Source organism: Glycomyces sp. MUSA5-2, from assembly GCF_037034145.1.
GTDB lineage: Bacteria > Actinomycetota > Actinomycetes > Mycobacteriales > Micromonosporaceae > Glycomyces > Glycomyces artemisiae.
In genome coordinates this window covers 307,374-326,078 of record NZ_JBAGKG010000001.1, presented here as the reverse complement: position 1 = coordinate 326,078, position 18,705 = coordinate 307,374, and the positions used below count along the sequence as shown (strand labels likewise).

Below are 18,705 nucleotides of genomic sequence, written 5' to 3'. Positions count from 1 at the left end.
GTATCCGCGCCCCGACGACGGGGCGCGGTCGACGAAGGCGCATCCGAACCGAGGTGCGCGCAGCAGTGGAAGGCAGGAAGAGCGATGGCAGACGCAGCGAAGCGGGCCCAGGTGTCCAAGCGGGTCATGGAGCTGACCGCGCAGGCGGTCCGCAAACTCAAGGACCCCCGGGTCGGCATGGTCACCATCACCGACGCGCGCATCACCTCCGACCTGCGCGAGGCCACGGTCTTCTACACCGTCCTCGGCGACGAGGACCAGGTCAAGGCCTCCGCGGCGGGCCTGGAGCGCGCCACCGGGCACCTGCGCACCACCGTCGGCCGGGCCCTGGGGATGCGCCACACGCCGTCCCTCCAGTTCATCGCCGACACCGTTCCCGACCAGGCCAACCGCATCGAGGAGCTCCTCGCGAAGGCCGCCGCGGCCGACGCGGAAGTCCACAAGATCGCCGAAGGCGCCGCCTACGCGGGCGACGCCAACCCCTATATCGAGAAGGACGAGCCGGAGGACGAGGCCGAAGAGCCCGGCCGGTGACCGCCCCCACCCCCGCCGACCCGGCCGCGGCCCCGCCGCGGCCGGCCTCCTACCGGACGATCGCCTCCCTCGCGATCCCGGCCCTCGTCGTCCTCGCCGCCGAACCCATCTACCTCCTCATCGACACCGCCGTGGTCGGCCACCTCGGCGCCGTCCCGCTCGCCGGGCTCGCGCTCGGCGGCGTCATCATGGGCCTCGCGCCGCTCATCGGCGCCGTCCTCGCCTACGGCACCACCGCCCGCGCGGCCCGCCGCTACGGCGCGGGCGACCGCCCCGGCGCCGTCGCCGAAGGCGTCCAGGGAACCTGGATCGCGCTGGCCGCGGGCCTGCTCATGATCGCCGCGATCGAGGTCTTCGCGGGCCCGCTCGCGCGCCTCATGGGCGACGACCCGGCCGTGGAGGCCGCCGCGGCCGAATGGCTGCGCGTGGCGATCCTCGGCGCCCCGTTCCTCCTCGTCGCCGGGGCCGGGCAGGGCTGGATGCGCGCCGTCCAGGACACCCGCCGCCCCATGTGGTTCGTGACGGTCTCGTTCCTCCTCTCGGCCGCGCTCGCCCCGGTCCTCGTCTACCCGGTCGGGCTCGGCCTCGTCGGCTCGGCGTGGGCGAACGCCGTCGCGCAGGCCATCTCCGGCACGCTGTTCCTCCTCGCGCTGCGCCGCGAAGGGGTGAGCCTGCGCGTCGACTGGCCGCTGATGACCAAGCAGCTCACCGCGAACGGCGACCTCATCATCCGCGGCGCCGCGTTCCAGGTGAGCTCCTTCTCGGCCGCGGCCGTGGCCGCCCGCGTCGGCACCGCCGCGCTCGGCGCCCACCAGATCGGCATGCAGCTGTGGTTCTTCGCGGCGCTCGCCCTCGACGCGGTCGCCATCGCCGCCCAGGCCCTCATCGGCGCCGACCTCGGCGCGGGCCGCCCCGAGACCGCGCGGGCCTCCGCGAAGCGCATCACGATCGTCGGCGTCGGCTACGGCACGCTGTTCCTCGTGGTGATCCTCGTGCTCATACCGGTCCTGCCGGGCCTGTTCACTTCCGATGCGGCCGTTCGGGATCAGCTCGGGAGCGTGTGGCCGTGGCTGGTGCTCCTGCTGCCCGTGGCGGGCGTCGTGTTCGCGCTCGACGGGGTCCTCATCGGCGCGGGGGACCTGCGGTTCCTGCGGAACATGACGGTGGCCTCGATCGCGAGCGGCCTGCCGTTCATGTGGCTCACGCCGGTGTTCGACTGGGGCCTCGCGGGCATCTGGGGCGGCATCGCCGTCTACATGCTGGTGCGGCTCGGACTCATCCTGTGGCGCTTGCGATCCGGTGACTGGGCCGTCACCGGCGCCGAGCGGGCCTGACAAAACCTGTCTCACAATGTGAATTCGGCGTAGTGAGGCGCCTGAACCTCCGTTAAGGTTTCCAGGATGAAGACTGATTCATCACCTCGCCGCAGGCGCCGCGTCCGTCCCAATAATTGGGATGAAGAGAAGGCGGAGGCGCTGCGCGCCCTCCAGGAATCGCTCGACCGCCACCAGTAGCGCACCCCGCGCGGGCGGGCGGTTAGCCTCTACGACCGTGACCGCAGCGCAGAACGGCCCGCAGCCGGGCCTCATCGTCGTCGACAAGCCCCAGGGCATCACCTCCCACGGGGTCGTGGCCCGTATGCGCCGCATCTGCGGCACGCGGAAGGTGGGCCACGGCGGCACGCTGGACCCGATGGCCACGGGCGTGCTGATCGTCGCCGTCGGCAAGGCCACGAAGCTGCTGACCTACGTGTCCGGCCTCGACAAGTCCTATGCCGCGACGATCCGCCTCGGCCGGTCCACGGTGACCGACGACGCCGAAGGCGAGGTCACCGCGACCGCCGACGCCTCTGCCGTCGCCGATGAGGCGATCCGCGCCGGGCTCGCGGCGATGACCGGCGAGATCGACCAGGTCCCGAGCGCGGTGAGCGCCGTGAAGATCGACGGGCAGCGCGCGTACAAGCGGGTCCGCGACGGCGAGGCCGTCGAGCTGAAGCCCCGCCGCGTGACGATCGCCGCGATCGAGGTCCTGGCGATCCGCCGCGAAGGCAGTTTTGTGGACGTCGACGTCGACGTCTCCTGCTCCTCGGGCACCTACATCCGCGCCATCGCGCGCGACCTCGGCGCGGCACTCGACGTCGGCGGCCACCTGACCGCCTTGCGCCGCACCAGGATCGGCGGCTTCGGCCTCGACGCCGCCGCCACCTTGGAGACCCTCGCCGAACGATCCGACGCGGGCGACCCGCTCGGCACCCTCACAATGGGCGACGCCGCCGCCCGCCTCATGCCCACCCGCACCGCGACCGATGCGGAGGCGAAGGCCCTCTCCTACGGCAAACCCCTCGCGGCGGCCGGCATCGAGGGCCGCTACGCCGTCCTCGACGCTGGCGGCGACCTCCTCGCCGTCATGACCGAACACGGCGACACGGCAAAACCCGAAACCGTCTTCGCCGCGGCCTCGTAGCCGGCTATCGCGGTGCGAGGATCTCGCTTCTGAAGGCGATCGGAGTGGTGCCGGTGCGCTGGGCGAAGAACTTGTTGAAGTTCGTGGCCGAGGAGAAGCCGAGGCGTTCGCCGATCCTCGCCGCCGGGACCGTGGAGCACGCGAGCATCCGCTTGGCCTCCAACACGACCCGGCGGTCGATGAACTCCTTCGCGGGCATGCCCACCGCGGCGATCGTCGCGCGCGACAGCGTCCTGGGGGAGCACGCCAGGGCCTCGGCGTAGTCGCTCAGGGTCCGGGTGTTCGCGAAGTCGCGTTCGACCGCGTCGCGGAACGACAGGTACACCTCGCCCTGCTCGGTCCCGGGCGAGGCGCTCGGGAGGCTCGCCACGCGCAGCACCAGGACCGCGAGCAGGTGCCGGAGCACCTGCCGCCGCGTGTCCGGGGCGAGGCGGTCGGCCGAGTGCTCCCATTGGAGCTGCGTGGTCGCCGCGCGCAGGAGCGCGTGGTCGTCCGCGGCCGGGACACGAAGCACCGGCGCGTGCGGGTCGTCGGCGCAGACGCCGATAGCGGTGTCGGGGTCGAGGAACCCGGTCGCGAAGCGGATGACCGTGCCTTCGGCGCGGTCGAGCGCGCCCCAGCGCTGCACCTGGCCGGGCCGGGCCCAGAGCCACTGTCCGGGCGCGATCGCGTGCTCCCGGAAGTCCACCGAATGGCGAAGGGCCCCGGAGGAGAGCGTGACGAGGCAGTGCCGGTCGGGCCGGAACGGCCGCGTGGGCGCCCCGCCCGCGCGCAGGCGCGCGAGGGTGAGGATCTCGAACGACGGGGCCGGAGCGGTGCCGAACGGTTCGGCGACGAGCGCGGCGGGGCGCTCGTCGGCGCCCTCCCAGAACCGGCCCGTTATGTCATCTTGTCGCGTATTCACCAGCATCAGCGGCAAGTTTATCCTTTTAATCCGGATTGCGCGGTGGGTTCCGATCATGCGACCGAGCCCTTGAGAACCGGGCCGCCTGGGAACTAGTTCAAATTGAAAGTACTCTAGTCGCATGACACAACCCAAGACCGTCGACTTCTGGTTCGATCCCGCGTGCCCCTGGGCCTGGATGACCTCCCGGTGGATCATCGAGGCGTCGAAGCTGCGCGACCTGGACGTGCGCTGGAACGTCATGAGCCTGTACGTGCTCAACGAGCCCAAGCTCGACGAGCTCCCCGAGCAGTACCGCGCGTTCATGCCCGGGACCCTCCCGGCCGTGCGCGTCGCCACCGCCGTCGCCGAGCAGTACGACAACGAGACCCTCGGCCGCCTCTACACCGCCCTCGGGAACCGCATCCACCTCCGCAAGGACAAGGACCCCGAGAGCTACATCCCGTCCGCGCTCGACGCCGTCGGCCTCCCCGCCGACCTCGCCGGCGCCGCGAAGACCGACGAGTGGGACGAGGCCCTGCGCGCCTCGCACCAGCGCGGCATCGGCCTGGTGGGCACCGACGTCGGCACCCCCGTGGTCGCCGTCGAGAACGACGAGGGCGTCAAGGTCGGCCTGTTCGGCCCGGTCGTGACCCCGGCCCCGCAGGGCGAGGCCGCCGCGAAGCTGTGGGACGGCGTCTACGCCGTGACCACCACGCCGGGCTTCTACGAGCTCAAGCGCTCGCGCACCGACGGCCCGAACTTCGACAACCTCGTCGACGACCTCTAGCGCCTACGAGCGCATACGGGAAGGCCCGCAACGCGATCGCGTTGCGGGCCTTCCTCTCTCGTCTTAACTGACCTGGGAGAGCCAGGACTGCTCGGCGCCGCCGACGGCCTGCCGGTACGGCGCGAGCTCCCGCTCCCACTCCAGGCCCAGGAGCTGGTCCAGCCCGGAGCGCAGCGCTTCGGCGCTGGTGGTGGTCGCCAGGAGCGCGCGGATGCGGTCCTCGGCGATCATGATGTCGCCACTGGCGCTCATCGCGGCGCGGTAGGCGCCGCGGCCGGGGACGTGCATGATGCGCTCGCCGTCGACGCCCGCGCTCGGGTCTTCGGTGACCTCGAAGCGGAGCATCGGCCACTGCACCAGGGCCTTCGCGAACTCGGCGCCCATGCCGGCGTGGCCGGTCCAGGCGCGCTCGGCGCGCATGGTGCCCCGCTCGGCGTCCTGCGGGGACCACCCCAGCTTGACCGTTCCCTGCCGCGAGGAGCTTCCGGAGCTCTCCAGGACACGCCCGATCGCCCACTCGACGTGCGGGCACACGGCCGGCGGGCTGGAGTGGATGTAGATCACGCCGCGTGTCTGCATCGCGCACCTCCTTGGGAATCGGCGTATCTGAGTACTGGCTCACTCCTTGTGGTCATTTGGCTACGACTTGAAGCCGCACAACGGGTATCGACCGGGTCGAAGAAGGGATGGACTCGGACCCGGCACGCTATTCCGCTCTGTTACATACTGACAGCTTCGAAAGCATCGCGCTAGGCTTAAACGGCTCCGGGCACTCACTTTTTCGATCATTCGATGTGTCACACCCGGTGCATGTGCTAGTCGTCGCAGGACACACCTGAGCTACACTTGCGCATGACCGGCATACTGTCGGTTTTCTTTTGTGGTCCAACCCAGGTTCGTGCCAGTCTTCGGGGCTGCTCTTCCTGCGCGAGACCGAAGATCCGTCTACACGACATGGTGAGGAGACCGGCGTGGCAGCCAACACTTCCAAGACAGCACGCGCTTCCGTCAAGGCCGGCCAGGGCAAGGGCGCCGCGGGCCTCAGCGTCCTCGGCGAGTTCAAGTACCTGATCCCGCTCAACGGCGGCAAGCACGTGTACCTGCGCAACCTGACCGACGGCAAGACCCTGCACCTCGCCACCGGCTCCGAGGCGTTCACCGAGGCCGTCAAGGCGCTCGCCGCCGCCGGCCACGGCGAGAAGATCAAGGCCGAGATCGAGGGCCTCGCGTCCTCGCTCCCCGCAGAGCAGGGCTGGGACACCACCCTGAAGTCGCTCGAAGAGGCCGGCGTCTTCTCCGCTGAGGCCGTCGCCGCGTAAGGGTCCGCCCCCGCGACTACCGCGCTCCATGCCCTCCGGGCGTGGGGCGCTTTTTTCATGCGCGCACCAACGCATGCCGAAAATGGTCGATCAAATGTTCGACGGCGCTATTCACGGTCCAATTTCTGCAACTGCGGAATGCGCGCGCGGATTGGCGCGGTTCACCCGATCGGCGGACCCTTATCGGGTATTCGGTCAATCGCCGAGATCGGCGGTGCACGCCGGTTCGGACTTCGGCACCTCGTCGACCGCCCACAGTGCGCTCACCAGGAAGCAGTAGTCCTGGTCCGGGCTGAAGCCGCCGCTGGTGTACGTGGTCTCCAGCGTCCCGTCCTTGTTCAGCGCCTCCGCCTGGTCGTCCCCGACGCGCTGCGCGAACACGATGTACCGCAGGCTGTCCGTGGCGCCCTCCGGGGCGTTCCACACGAGGGTCACCTCGCCCTCGTTCCACGACTCGATCGCCAGGCCCGTCGGGGCCCCGCCGCCGTCCGTGTCCGCCTGGTCGAGGTCGTCGCCGTCCTTGTTCGGGACGATCAGCCACAGCCACAGGGTCATGACCAGGCCCAGGACGACGCTGATGGAGAGCCCGAGGATCACGTAGCCCTTGAGGCTGCGGTTGTCCTTCTCCTTGCGCTGCACCGGTTTCGGCGCCTTGTACGCCTGGGTCTTGCGCTGCTTCGCGCCGTCGCGGCCGATCACCGGCGGCGCGAACACCTGCTGCTCCGGCGGTGCTGCGTGCTGTTGCACCGGAGAAGCAGAGTGCTGAGGAGCGGCCTGCTGCGCCGTCCACGGGGACGGCGGCGGCTGCATGCTCACCGGCGCCTGCGGCGGCGCCGAGTACGGGGCGATCTGCGGCGCAGGGGAAGCGGGGACCCCCGAGAACGGCTGCGCCGACGCGGGCGCGCCGGAGAACGGCTGGGCCGAGACCGGCGGCGCCGCCGGGGCGCCGTTGAGCTGCGCGTACCGCGGGTCGACCGCGTGCCCCAGCTGGGACCCGAACCCGCCGTTCGTGCCGCCGCCGGTCATCCCCCCGGCGGTCGAGCCGAGCGTGCTCCCGTACTCCGAGTGCGGCATCGGCGGCTGCTGCACGGGCGCGAACGGGTCGAGCGGCACCCGCGTGCCCCGCGACGCCACCTCGGGCCGGTACACCGTCTCCTCGTTCGAGACGTCGCCGATCACCGACGGCGCCGCGGCCTTGCCGACCCCGCCGCCGTACATGCCGCGCTGGAGCTCCTCGGCGAACGCCTCGCACGACGCGGGCCGCCGCGCCGGGTCCCGCGAGAGGCTCCGCACGAGCAGCGTCTCCAGCCATTCGGGGACGTCCTCGCGGGGGAGCTTCGGCGGCGGCGCGTCGGAGGTGACCCGCTGGCGGTGCGTGTCCGGGTCGGTGCCGCCCTCGGGGTTCGCGAACGGCGCGAACCCGGCGAGGAGGTGCCACATGCTGGAGGCGAGGCTGAACAGGTCGCTCGCGGGCGTCTGGGCCTGCCGCAGCAGGGCCTCGGGGGACGCGTGGAGCGGCGTGAGCTTGTCGATCGCGGCCGTCGCCGCCAGCGCCGCGGTGCTCCGGGCGATCCCGAAGTCGGCGAGCGCGGGGCCGTACTGGCCGCGGAGGATGTTCTGCGGCTTCACGTCCCGGTGGAGGATGTCCGCGTGGTGGGCGGCCTGGAGGGCCTGGCCGATCTTGACGCCGACGTCGATGACGTCGGTGACCGGGAGGGGCCCGTTCGCTTTGAGGATCGCCGAGTACGAGCCGCCTTCGCAGTACTCCATGACGATGAACGGCTGCCCGGCCTCGGTGTGCCCGGTGTCGATGATCGAGACGATGTGGGGGTGGTTGGAGACCGCCACCGTCGCTTCGAGCTCCTTCTCGACGGAGTCGGCGGTGGTCATGTCGTCGTCGACGAGGAGGACCTTGACGGCCACGGTCCGGTCGAGCCGCTCCTGGACGGCGCGGTAGACGAACGCGGTCGACCCGTGCGCGACCATCTCGAAGTCGCGGAATCCGGGGATGGCCGGAATGGGGAGGCTCAAGGCGGGGGCTCTCTGCCGGGGAACGTGGTCCCGTCCAGATTAGCCCCCGCCCTGAGACTGTCTCAGATGTGTCCGGCGGTGCCGTTCAGGAGGTTCGCGACCCGGATGAGCCCCAGGTGCGAGTACGCCTGCGGGTGGTTGCCCAGGCCGCGCTCGGCGATGGGGTCCCACTGCTCGGGCAGCAGGCCCGTGGGGCCCGCGCACGCGAGGATCTGCTCGAACAGCTCCTCGGCGTCGGTGCGGCGGCCCACCTGGAGGTACGCCTCGGCGAGCCACGCGGCGCAGATGATGAACCCGCCCTCGGTGCCCGGGAGGCCGTCGTCGCGGTGGTAGCGGTACACGGACGGGCCCGAGCGCAGCCCGGCCTCGATCTTGAGGACGGTCTTGAGGTAGCGCGGGTCGTCCGGCGGGAGCAGGCCCGACAGGCCGATCCACAGGGACGCGGCGTCGAGGTCGTCGTGGCCGTACGCGGCCGTGTAGGCCCCGGCCTCGTCGTTCCAGCCCAGTTCGAGGACGTTCTTGGCGATCTGGTCGCGCAGCTCGGGCCAGTCGGGCTTGTACTCCATGCCGAACTGCTCGGCGACCTTGAGCGCCCGGTCCACGGTCACCCAGCACATGACCTTGGAGTAGACGTGGTGCCGCGGGGCCTGGCGGGCCTCCCAGATGCCGTGGTCGGGCTCGTGCCAGCGCTTGGCGACGGCCTCGACCATGTTCGCCATGACGCGCTCCTCGAACTCCGAGAGGTGCCCGCGGCGCTGGGCGACGGCCTCGATGAGCATCGCGACGGGGCCGAACACGTCCAGCTGGACCTGGTTCGACGCGGCGTTGTTGATGCGCACCGGCCGCGCCCCGGCGTACCCGGGGAGCGTGTCGATGATGGCCTCGGGGCTCGGGGCCTGGCCCTCGATGTCGTAGAGGGGCGCGAGCCGCTCGGGGTGCCCGGCGGTGCGCTCCAGGATCCCGGCGACCCACGTGAAGTACGACTCGGCCTCCTGGAGCGAGCCGAGGTCGACGAGCGCGTTCGCGGTCATCGCGGCGTCGCGGATCCAGCAGAACCGGTAGTCCCAGTTGCGGACGCCGCCGAGCTCCTCGGGGAGCGAGGTGGTGCCCGCGGCGAGGATCGCGCCGGTCGGCTGGTAGCAGAGGGCCTTGAGCGTGAGCGCGGAGCGCCCGACGGTCTCGGGTTCGACGCGCGGGAGCTTCAGGGAGTCCGACCAGTTGCGCCATCCGGCCTCGGTGGTGCGGCGGCGCACGTGGACGGGCGGGCGCCATTCGGCGAGGTCGTCGATGCCCGCGCGCATCTCCAGGACGAGGGAGCCGCCGGCCTGCGCGAGGTCGACGGTGGCGACGGCCAGGGAGTGCTGCCCGTCGTACTCGATGTGCCAGTCGACGCCGGGGGAGCGCAGGCTGATGGGCTCGCGGCCGCCGAGGACCTTGAGGCCCTCGTCGCCGACGGGCTGGAGCTGCACGGGGATCTGCCCGAACTCCGGCCGGGGCGCGAACGTGATCTTGACGGGGATCTCGCCGGTGATCTCGCGGACGAGGACGGTGGCGTTGAGGTCCCCGCGGCGCCGCGGGGTCGAGTCGAGCCAGTCGGTGACCGACAGGCCGGACCAGCGGGTCTCGACGGACATGGTCCCGGCGACGTACCGCTGGCCGAGGGGGATGCCGGCGCTGACGGGCTGGACGGTGAAGTGCCCGGCGTGGTCGCCGCCGAGGAGGTCGGCGAAGACCGACCCGGAGTCGGGCTTGGGGTGGCACATCCAGGTGACGCGGCCCTCGGGGGTGAGCAGCGCGTGGTTGGCGCCGTCGGCGATCATCGCGTGCCGCTCGATGAGCTGCGCGGACTCGCCCTGGAGCCAGGCCCGGCGGGTGTCGACCAGGCGGGCGAGGAGGACCGCGACGGCCTCGGGGTCGGCGATCCGGTAGGCGGCGCGGGTCGGACCCGGGCCCACGCGCACGCCCACGTCGGGGCCGTGGAGGTGCGCGAACGCGTTCTCGTCGGTGACGTCGTCGCCCAGGAACAGCACGGCGGAGGCGCCGAGCTGGTGGCGGAGCTTGTCCAATGCGTCGCCCTTGTGGGTGGCGACCACCGACAGGTCGATGACGGCCTTGCCTTCGGTGGTCTGCACGCCGTCCCACGTCGAGGGGCCCTCGCGGACGTCGTCGACCGCGCGGCCCGCGTCGGCCTCGCCGGCCTCGCGCACGTGCAGGGCCGCGCCCGCGGGCTTGGGCTCGACCCGGGCGCCCTCGTAGCGTTCGGCGATCGCGGTGAGCTCGGCGACGAGCTTGTCGCGCAACCGCTGGTCCTCGCTGGAGAGCGCCCGGGTGAAGCCGATGTCGAACTCGGACCCGTGGGATCCGACCAGGTGCACTTCGGAAGGCAGGCGGGACAGGGCCGCCAGGTCGCGCAGGGCGCGACCCGAGATGACCGCGACCTTGGTCTGCGGCAGGTTCGCGAGCGTCCGCAGGGCCGACACCGATTCGGGGATCGGTTTGGCCTGCGAGGGGTCGGTCACAATGGGGGCGAGCGTGCCGTCGTAGTCGCACGCGATCAGCAGCTGCGGAACGCGGGCGAGCAAGGTGAGGGCCGAGCGGAGCTCTTCGGAGGAGCCGGGGCTCTCCGGAGCACGGCCCTCTGGGCTTGGTGCGGTCATCGTGGCGTATCTCTCCAACACCGTCGTTGCGGAATATGTGTGCCTACCGGCCCCTGCCTGCCGTTTTCAGTCGGCGGAGGGCAGGCTGCCCGGATTGTACGCCGCGCTGCGCTCCGGAACACCCAGCGCCGTGAGGAAGCTGCGGGCCCAACGGGAGACGTCGTGCTTGCGCAGGTACCTCCTCATGGCGCGCATTCTCTTCATCCTATCGTCGGCCGACGCGGTCGCCGCTGTCACGAATCCGTCTTTCAGGTCTGTCAGATCGTGCGGATTCACGAGGAACGCCTGCCGCAGATCCCCTGCGGCACCGGCGAACTCGCTGAGGACGAGCGCGCCGCGGTTGTCGGCCTGGCTCGCCACGTACTCCTTCGCGACGAGGTTCATCCCGTCGCGCAGCGGGGTCACCGCCATGATGTCGGCGGCCTGGTAGAGGGCCGCCAGCTCGTACCGGTCGAAGGACTGGTGCAGGTAGTGGACGGCGGGGAGCCCGACCTGCCCGTACTCGCCGTTGATGCGCCCGACCTCGCGCTCGACGCGCTCGCGCAGGGCCCGGTACTGGTCGACGCGCTCGCGGCTGGGGGTCGCGACCTGGATCATGACGGCCTTGGGGACTTCCAGGCGGCCGTCTTCGAGGAGCTCGCGGAACGCCTTGAGGCGCTGCTCGATGCCCTTGGTGTAGTCGAGCCGGTCAACGCCCAGGATGATCGTCTCGGGTTCGCCGAGCTCGGCCCGGATCTCCTTGGCGCGCTGGCGGACCCGTTCGGTGCCGGCGACCTCTTCGTTGGCGGCGGTGTCGATGGAGATGGGGAAGGCGTCGGCCCTGACGAGGCGGTCGTCGACGGTGACGTAGTGCCCCCTCGGCCGGTAGCCGAGCAGGTGCCGGGTGAGCGCGAGGAAGTTCTGCGCCGCCAGGGGCCGCTGGAAGCCGACGAGGTCGGCGCCGAGGAGGCCCTTGAGGATCTCCATGCGGTGGGGGAGCTGCATGAACAGCTCGACGGGCGGGAACGGGATGTGCAGGAAGAACCCGATCCGCAGGTCCGGGCGGCGCTCGCGGAGCATGCCGGGGACGAGCTGGAGCTGGTAGTCCTGGATCCACACGACCGCGCCGGGCGCGGCCTCGCGGGCGCACACCTCGGCGAACCGCTCGTTGACTTCGTAGTAGGACTTCCACCAGGAGCGGCGGAAGACGCGGGGCTCGACCGCGTCGTGGTAGAGCGGCCACAGCGAGGCGTTCGAGAACCCCTCGTAGTAGCGGAAGATCTCGTTCTCGCTGAGTTCGACCGGCAGCAGCGTGACGCCGTCGGACTCGAAGGGCTCGGGGGCGGCGCCGGCGGTGCCGGCCCAGCCGATCCACGTGCCCTGGTTGGCCTGGAGAACGGGTTCGAGGGCGGTGACGAGGCCGCCAGGGGATCGGCGCCAGGTTCGGTTTCCCTCTGCATCGACGACTGCGTCGACGGGGAGGCGGTTGGCCACGACGATGAACTGTGCGTTGCTCAATTCGTTTTCCTCCTTTCTCCAAGCCTAGCCGGGAAGGGCCGTCTTTTCCGCGGTGCGGACCAGGGCGGTGGTGACGTACGCGCACCCGCGCCAGGGCCCGTTGGCGGACCGGCCCCGGGGCTTGACATCATTGGTTCCGGTCAGTTCCGTACAGCTCGTCGCAAAGCGAAGGATCAGCGTGGCGCAGTTCATCTACACCCTGGAAAAGGCGCGCAAGGCGCACGGTGACAAGGTCGTCCTCGACGACGTCACCCTGTACTTCAACCCGGGTGCGAAGATCGGCGTGGTCGGCCCCAACGGCGCCGGCAAGTCCAGCCTGCTGCGCATCATGGCGGGCGAGGACCAGGTCTCCAACGGCGAGGCGAAGCTCGCCGTCGGCGCGACCGTGGGCATGCTCGCGCAGGAGCCGCCGCTGAACGAGTCGAAGACCGTCATGGGCAACGTGATGGAGGCCGTGGCCGACATCCAGGGCAAGCTCGACCGGTTCAACGAGGTCGCCATGGAGATGGCGACCGACTACACCGACGAGCTGATGGCGGAGATGGGCCGCCTCCAGGAGGAGCTCGACGCCGCCAACGCCTGGGAGCTCGACTCGAAGATCGAGCAGGCCATGGACGCGCTGCGCTGCCCGCCCGGCGACTGGCCCGTCACCAACCTCTCCGGGGGCGAGCGCCGCCGCGTGGCGCTGTGCAAGCTGCTGCTCGAAGCGCCCGACCTGCTGCTCCTCGACGAGCCCACCAACCACCTCGACGCCGAGTCCGTGCTCTGGCTGGAGCGCCACCTCGCGTCCTACGCGGGCGCCGTCATCGCGATCACCCACGACCGGTACTTCCTCGACAACGTCGCGGAGTGGATCCTGGAGCTCGACCGCGGCCGCACCTACCCCTACGAGGGCAACTACTCCACGTACCTGGAGAAGAAGGCCGAGCGCATGAAGGTGGAGGGCCGCAAGGACTCCAAGCTCCAGAAGCGCCTCAAGGACGAGCTCGAATGGGTCCGCTCCAACGCCAAGGGCCGCCAGACCAAGTCCAAGGCCCGCCTCGGCCGCTACGAGGAGATGGCCGCCGAAGCCGAGAAGACCCGCAAGCTCGACTTCGAGGAGATCCAGATCCCGCCGGGCCCGCGCCTGGGCTCCACGGTGATCGAAGTGAAGGACCTGCACAAGGGCTTCGACGGCGTCACCCTCATCAACGGCCTCGACTTCAGCCTGCCGCGCAACGGCATCATCGGCATCATCGGCCCCAACGGCGTCGGCAAGACGACCCTGTTCAAGACCATCGTCGGGATCGAGAAGCCCGACTCGGGCACCGTGAACGTCGGCGGCACCGTGCAGCTGTCCTACGTCGACCAGAACCGCGCGGGCCTCTCCGGCGACAAGTCGGTGTGGGAGACCGTCTCCGACGGCCTCGACTACCTCATGGTCGGCAAGGTCGAGATGCCCTCGCGCGCTTACATCGCCGCGTTCGGCTTCAAGGGCCCGGACCAGCAGAAGCCCACGAAGGTCCTCTCCGGCGGCGAGCGCAACCGGCTCAACCTGGCGCTCACCCTGAAGCAGGGCGGCAACGTGCTGCTCCTCGACGAGCCCACCAACGACCTCGACGTCGAGACGCTCTCCAGCCTGGAGAACGCCCTCCTGGAGTTCCCCGGCTGCGCCGTCGTGATCTCCCACGACCGGGCCTTCCTCGACAAGGTCGCCACCCACATCCTCGCCTGGGAGGGCGAGGACGCGGACGGCATGCCGAAGTGGTTCTGGTTCGAGGGCAACTTCGAGTCGTACGAGAAGAACAAGATCGAGCGCCTCGGCCCCGACGCCGCCAACCCGCACCGCGTCACGCACCGCAAGCTCACCCGGGACTAGCCGTGGCCCGCTTCAAGGTCGACGTGGCGCTGCGCTGGTCGGACATGGACGTGTTCGGCCACGTGAACAACAACAAGTTCATGGTGCTGCTCGAAGAGGCCCGCGTGGCGATGATGTTCGACGAGGCCGAGGACGCCGGGCTCTCCGGCTTCCGCGAGGGCGTCGTCGTCGCCCGCCACGAGGTCGACTTCCTGCTGCCCGTGGTCGTGCCCGCCGAGACGCGCGTGGAGCTCTGGGTCGAGCGGATCGGGAACTCCTCGTTCACGTTCGCCTACGAGCTCTTCGCGAACGGCAAGCTCGCGCTCAAGGCCAAGACCGTGATGGTCCCGTTCAACACCGAGAGCCAGCGGCCCCGGCGCGTCACCGACGACGAGCGGGCCTTCCTGGAGCGGTGGACCGAATGACGACCGGCGACGGCCCCGCCTTCGCCGCCCGCGTCGCCCGGCTCGACCCCGAAGCGCCCGTCCTCGCCCGCGACGGGCGCCTGTGGGCGACCCTGCCGATCGGCGTCCTCGCCGTGCGCGCCGCCGAGGGCCTCCCCGACGGCGTCTACCGCGCCGCCGACCTCGCCGCAGGGAGCGCCTCCGCGAAGCCCGAGGCGTCCTGGCGCGGGCGCCTGCCGCAGCGGCCCTGGGCCGTCGTCGAGACCGTGCCCGCCGCCGACGTCGCGGACATCGACCGCAAGGCCGGGGAGGCCCTGCGCGAGCGCCGCGGCAGCGGCGTCGGCGACCGGCGCCTGCGGGACGCGATGCTCGACCACGTCGCCCTCACCGTCGAGCACGGCGGCGCGCGCTACCCGGTCCAGGTGCGACTCGTGGCCGCCTTGTGCCGCATGGGGTTCCTCGGCGACGAGCCGGTGAAGGTGCTCCGCTCCGGCCGCCGTCTCGGCCTGTCCGGCACCTTCGGCGCCGTCTGGGAACGCGACCGCGGTCTGCCCCTCCTCTAGCCCCGAACGGCCGTCACACCGTTCAGTGACCGATTCCCGACGTCCGGAGGATGGGACGCCGCTTCCGTCTCTGATACATATGAAACCCATGACAGTACCCACCGCGGGCCTGCGAACAAACGCTCGACGGTTCATACTTTCAGTCAGGATTGACTGACGGTTGTGCCAAGTCGCACCGAGTCCCTAGTCTGCTCACTGCAACGCGACGTAACTTGGCTGTGCCCGGCGAAGCACAACCAACCACAACCAATGCTTCAGTCCCGGACGAATGCCAACGAATTACCCAAGAACTGCCAGTGATTCGCATTTTGGGTGGGAAGGCGGACAACACCATGGCATGGTGGCGCAGCAGAAAACGCGACGCAGAAGACAACCCGGTGACCGAGGCGGTCGCCGAGGCCGACAGCGAGATCGGCGGCTCGGCCGAGCGCGCCCAGGCCCGCGGCAGCCAGCCGAGCGCGGTGCCGAACCCGCGCGCCGAGCGCGAGCGCGAGGCGGCGGAGTCCCTCGAAATGGAGCTCGCCGGCCGCGAGCTGCGCCATGAGCTGACGGCGGAGCAGCTCCTCCTCGGCCCCGAGGAAGAGCAGATCTCCGAGGTCGAGCGCTGGCACCTCATCAAGCAGGACCTCGCCGAGATCGACCCCGAGTTCATCTCCGACCTGGAGCAGATCGCGGCCGACGCCCGCGACGAGGCCGCCCCGCTCGACGCCGACCGCATCATCGCGGCCCTGAAGAACCTCGACATCCGCTACCTCGTGGACGAGAACGGCGGCATCGTCGCCCTCTGGGAGCGGCACATCGTGCAGGTCCGCGCGGAAGGCCCCGACGCCGACATCCTGGTCCTGCGCGCCCGCGCCTACCAGACCGTCCCCCGCGAGTGGGCCGAGCGCGGCTACGCGGCCATGAACGAGTGGAACCGCACCCGCCGCTTCCTCAAGGCGTACCTCGGCGAACCCACCGAGTCCGGCGCGCTCCCCGTGTTCGGCGAGATCCAGGTCCCCGTCCGCCCCGGCATCACCACCGCGCTCCTCGAAGAGCTCATCGACTGCGGGACGGCCATCTCCGGCACGTTCGTCGAGTGGCTCGAAGGCGAGCTCCTGTAACTCCCGGCGAGACCCGGACGCGGGCCGGAGCGCATCGGCGCTCCGGCCCGCGTTTCGCTCCCCGATTCCCTTTTGCGCAGTCGCTTTTGGTCGGAAATGCCGGATGAGGCAGGGTTGAGCTGGGAAAACTCATCTACCCCACGAGTATCGGGACTGCGCTTTCCAAGCGCCTTCGGTAATCTATAGGTTCCCTTTGCATTCAAATGAATACAGGAGCACCCATGACCCTCCCGATCCCCGCCGCCGAGCCCCCGGCGAACGAGCCCGCAGCGGAGGCCCCGGCGCCGCCGCCGGAGACGCCCTCCCCGGCTCCCGCACCCGAAGCCCCGACCCAGGACGCCGCCGCCCCGGCCCCCGCAGAGCAGCCTGCGGCCGCGCCGTCCCAGCTGCCGCCCGCCATGACCCCGCCCCCGGCCGCCGTACCCGCGCAGTACGCGCCGCCGATGCCCACCGGCCCGATCCCGGTCCAGTCCGTCCCGACCGGCCCGATGCTCGTCCCCCCGCCGCCGCTGCCGCGCAAGCCCTCCAAGGCCGGGACCGTGGTCCTGGTGATCGCGCTCGTCGTGGTCGCCCTCGTCGCCGGGGCCTTCGCGTACGTGTACACGCAGGCCTCCGAGGAGTCCGACGCCCGCGCCGCCGAGATCGAGGAGCTCACCGCCGCCCAGGACGAGCTGGAGGCCGAGAACGGCGAGCTCGTGAACGACCTCGCCGGGCTCCAGCTCACCGCCGACGACTTCGAGGCCTGCCAGACCGCGTTCGACGCGTACAACAGCTTCGAGTTCGAGGGCGAGATCGACCCCAACGCCGAGAACTTCGAGGACCTGTTCACCGACGAGTACATCGAGTACCAGAACCAGGCCGCCGAGCTCTACCAGGACGTCATCGTCAAGTGCTCCCCGTGAGCCGCCCTTGAACGGCGAAGGGCCCGGACGCGATGCGTCCGGGCCCTTCCCCTGTCGTGTCTATGCGTTGCGCATGAAGTCTGCTGCCCGCTCCATGTACTCCCACATCACGCGGTCGTACTCCGGCGACAGGGCCACCTCGTCCATCGCGGTGCGCATGCACTTGAGCCACGCGTCCCGCTCGACCTCGCCGATCGTGAACGGCGCGTGGCGCATCCGCAGGCGCGGGTGGCCCCGCTCCTCCGAGTACGTGTGGGGCCCGCCCCAGTACTGCTCCAGGAACATCTTCAGGCGGCGCGCGGCCGGGCGGAGGTCCTCCTCCGGGTACATCGGGCGCATGACCGGGTCCTCGGCGACCTGCGCGTAGAACGCGGTCACCAGGCGGTCGAACGTGTCCTCGCCGCCCACCGCCTCGTAGAACGACTGCGTGGGCGCGGGCTGTCCTGTCGGCGTGAGGGGCACAACGGCTCGCGGGCTGTCACTAGGCATCTCCCAATCGTGCCAACCGCGGGGCCGACTGGAAAGCCGATCCGGCGCGCGTCACACCGAATGGGCGGCATATCACCTTGTCGGCACTATGCGGGCGCGTTCGGGAGGGTCCGCGGCACGTAGATCCGGCCCGAGCCGGCCGGGTCGATGATCCCCGCCTCGCGCAGCGCCTCGGTCACGCGCCGCCGCAGCTCGCGCCCGGCCGCCCACTGCTGGTCGGAGGTGGTGCGCACGCCCAGGCGCACCTTGATCTCGTCGATCGTCATCTCGATCGGGCCCAGGTACTCCGGCTCCTTGAGGATGTGGTCGCTCCACTCCTCGTCCTCGACGAACCCGGCCGCGACCTCGGCGATGATCTCCCCGGCCCGGTCGATGTCCGCCGTCGGCGGCAGCGGCGTGTCCACCACCACGTACGCCCACGACTGGCTGGAGTTGCCGACCCGCAGGATCTGGCCGTTGCGCACGTACCACAGTGTCCCGTCGAGCGACCGCAGCGTGGTGACGCGCAGGCCCATGTCGACCACGGTGCCCGTGGCGTCGCCGACGTCGACGTTGTCGCCGACGCCGTACTGGTCTTCGAGGAGGATGAAGATGCCCGCCAGGTAGTCCTGCACGAGGTTCTGCGCGCCGAAGCCGATCGCGATGCCCGCGATGCCCGCGCTGGCGAGGATCGGCGCGAGGTTCACGTTGAAGGCGCTGAGGACCAGCATGAACGCGATCGTGTAGATGACGATGCCCGCGACGTGCTGGAGCACGCCGGTCAAGGTGTCGGCCCGTTTCGCGGACCGGTCGCCGAGCAGCTCCTCCCGCCGGGAGTTCGAGGAGCCGAGCTTGTCGGCGAGCTCGGCGATCGACTGCGGGCCCTTGATCGTGGTGACCTGCTTGATGATCCGCGCGATCGCGCGGTTCACCAGCCACCGCAGCGCGAAGGCGGCGATGAGGATCAGCAGGACCTGGCCGATCTTGTCGAGGACCACGCCCGCGTCGACCGAGAACTCCTCGTTCTCGGTGAGCTTGAACAGCAGCGTGCAGGCGTTGAAGCCCGCCTCGCAGGGGGAGGCCGTCTCGGCCGCCGCAACCGTAACCACAGTCATCCTTCTCCGCTTCCGCCCCGGCCGCACGGGCACCGGGACCGCACCGTCCGGCGCCACCGGGGGTTCGATCAGACGATATTCGTTCGTCATTCAAGATCCCACGGAACCAGGGTGCAATTTTCTGAGATATAGGTCAAAC

Annotated in this window: 17 protein-coding genes; 10 read left to right on the top strand and 7 right to left on the bottom strand. The window is 70.4% G+C overall.

All coding sequences use genetic code 11. The features are described 5' to 3' along the window. Positions 1–84 precede the first annotated feature (84 nt). The 3 genes from rbfA to truB all read left to right on the top strand — a co-directional run bounded on the left by rbfA (position 85) and on the right by truB (position 2,997). The gene (gene rbfA / locus WA640_RS01585; protein ID WP_106362151.1) at positions 85–534 is read left to right on the top strand and encodes a 30S ribosome-binding factor RbfA; all 450 of its coding nucleotides are present in this window, start codon (positions 85–87) and stop codon (positions 532–534) included. Beyond that, positions 531–1,868, top strand: a complete 1,338-nt coding sequence (locus WA640_RS01580) for an MATE family efflux transporter (protein ID WP_335985763.1) — start codon at positions 531–533, stop codon at positions 1,866–1,868. The genes rbfA and WA640_RS01580 overlap by 4 nt, the downstream gene beginning before the upstream one ends. A 217-nt stretch (positions 1,869–2,085) precedes the next feature. Next, complete coding sequence (gene truB, locus WA640_RS01575; protein ID WP_335985762.1) at positions 2,086–2,997, top strand: tRNA pseudouridine(55) synthase TruB; 912 nt, start codon at positions 2,086–2,088, stop codon at positions 2,995–2,997. 4 nt (positions 2,998–3,001) lie between these two features. Here truB and WA640_RS01570 read toward each other — a convergent pair whose 3' ends face one another. Then, complete coding sequence (locus tag WA640_RS01570; protein ID WP_335985761.1) at positions 3,002–3,907, bottom strand: helix-turn-helix domain-containing protein; 906 nt, start codon at positions 3,905–3,907, stop codon at positions 3,002–3,004. A gap of 115 nt (positions 3,908–4,022) precedes the next feature. On the opposite strand from WA640_RS01570, the gene WA640_RS01565 reads away from it, so the two are divergent. After that, positions 4,023–4,670 carry a mycothiol-dependent nitroreductase Rv2466c family protein gene (locus WA640_RS01565; RefSeq protein ID WP_335985760.1) on the top strand — a complete coding sequence of 216 codons (648 nt, stop codon included), beginning with the start codon at positions 4,023–4,025 and terminating at the stop codon, positions 4,668–4,670. A gap of 63 nt (positions 4,671–4,733) precedes the next feature. On the opposite strand, the gene WA640_RS01560 is transcribed toward WA640_RS01565, so the two are convergent. Then, positions 4,734–5,249 (bottom strand): DUF3145 family protein, encoded by a 516-nt coding sequence (locus WA640_RS01560; protein WP_106362156.1) that lies wholly within the window; start codon positions 5,247–5,249, stop codon positions 4,734–4,736. Positions 5,250–5,641: 392 nt separating this feature from the next. On the opposite strand from WA640_RS01560, the gene WA640_RS01555 reads away from it, so the two are divergent. Beyond that, entirely contained in the window at positions 5,642–5,989 is a 348-nt protein-coding gene (locus WA640_RS01555) for a hypothetical protein (protein WP_335985758.1), read from the top strand. A gap of 195 nt (positions 5,990–6,184) precedes the next feature. Here the strand turns inward: WA640_RS01555 and WA640_RS01550 are convergent, their stop codons facing one another. The 3 genes from WA640_RS01550 to WA640_RS01540 all read right to left on the bottom strand — a co-directional run bounded on the left by WA640_RS01550 (position 6,185) and on the right by WA640_RS01540 (position 12,174). After that, on the bottom strand, positions 6,185–8,020 hold the full coding sequence (locus WA640_RS01550) for a protein kinase domain-containing protein (RefSeq protein ID WP_335985757.1): 1,836 nt from the start codon (positions 8,018–8,020) through the stop codon (positions 6,185–6,187). 62 nt (positions 8,021–8,082) lie between these two features. Then, entirely contained in the window at positions 8,083–10,677 is a 2,595-nt protein-coding gene (otsB, locus tag WA640_RS01545) for a trehalose-phosphatase (RefSeq protein ID WP_335985756.1), read from the bottom strand. 66 nt (positions 10,678–10,743) lie between these two features. Then, positions 10,744–12,174, bottom strand: coding sequence for an alpha,alpha-trehalose-phosphate synthase (UDP-forming) (locus tag WA640_RS01540; RefSeq protein WP_335985755.1), 1,431 nt, complete (start codon positions 12,172–12,174; stop codon positions 10,744–10,746). A 178-nt stretch (positions 12,175–12,352) separates the two neighbouring features. Here WA640_RS01540 and ettA point away from each other — a divergent pair, with 178 nt between their 5' ends. The 5 genes from ettA (at position 12,353) to WA640_RS01515 (ending at position 16,983) form a co-directional block, all read left to right on the top strand. Beyond that, positions 12,353–14,032, top strand: coding sequence for an energy-dependent translational throttle protein EttA (gene ettA, locus WA640_RS01535; RefSeq protein ID WP_106362161.1), 1,680 nt, complete (start codon positions 12,353–12,355; stop codon positions 14,030–14,032). 2 nt (positions 14,033–14,034) lie between these two features. Further along, positions 14,035–14,436 (top strand): acyl-CoA thioesterase, encoded by a 402-nt coding sequence (locus WA640_RS01530; protein WP_335985754.1) that lies wholly within the window; start codon positions 14,035–14,037, stop codon positions 14,434–14,436. Continuing rightward, positions 14,424–14,978 carry a hypothetical protein gene (locus WA640_RS01525; RefSeq protein ID WP_335985753.1) on the top strand — a complete coding sequence of 185 codons (555 nt, stop codon included), beginning with the start codon at positions 14,424–14,426 and terminating at the stop codon, positions 14,976–14,978. The genes WA640_RS01530 and WA640_RS01525 overlap by 13 nt, the downstream gene beginning before the upstream one ends. Positions 14,979–15,310: 332 nt before the next feature. Next, on the top strand, positions 15,311–16,081 hold the full coding sequence (locus WA640_RS01520; RefSeq protein ID WP_219926503.1) for a YbjN domain-containing protein: 771 nt from the start codon (positions 15,311–15,313) through the stop codon (positions 16,079–16,081). A gap of 221 nt (positions 16,082–16,302) precedes the next feature. Next, complete coding sequence (locus WA640_RS01515) at positions 16,303–16,983, top strand: hypothetical protein (RefSeq protein WP_335985751.1); 681 nt, start codon at positions 16,303–16,305, stop codon at positions 16,981–16,983. Positions 16,984–17,043: 60 nt separating this feature from the next. Here the strand turns inward: WA640_RS01515 and WA640_RS01510 are convergent, their stop codons facing one another. Together WA640_RS01510 and WA640_RS01505 are read right to left on the bottom strand one after the other, a co-directional pair. Then, positions 17,044–17,472 carry a globin gene (locus tag WA640_RS01510; RefSeq protein WP_106362164.1) on the bottom strand — a complete coding sequence of 143 codons (429 nt, stop codon included), beginning with the start codon at positions 17,470–17,472 and terminating at the stop codon, positions 17,044–17,046. Between the two features lie 86 nt (positions 17,473–17,558). Beyond that, a complete protein-coding gene (locus tag WA640_RS01505) occupies positions 17,559–18,560 on the bottom strand; it encodes a mechanosensitive ion channel family protein (RefSeq protein ID WP_335985750.1) in 1,002 nt (333 codons plus the stop codon). Positions 18,561–18,705: the final 145 nt, after the last annotated feature.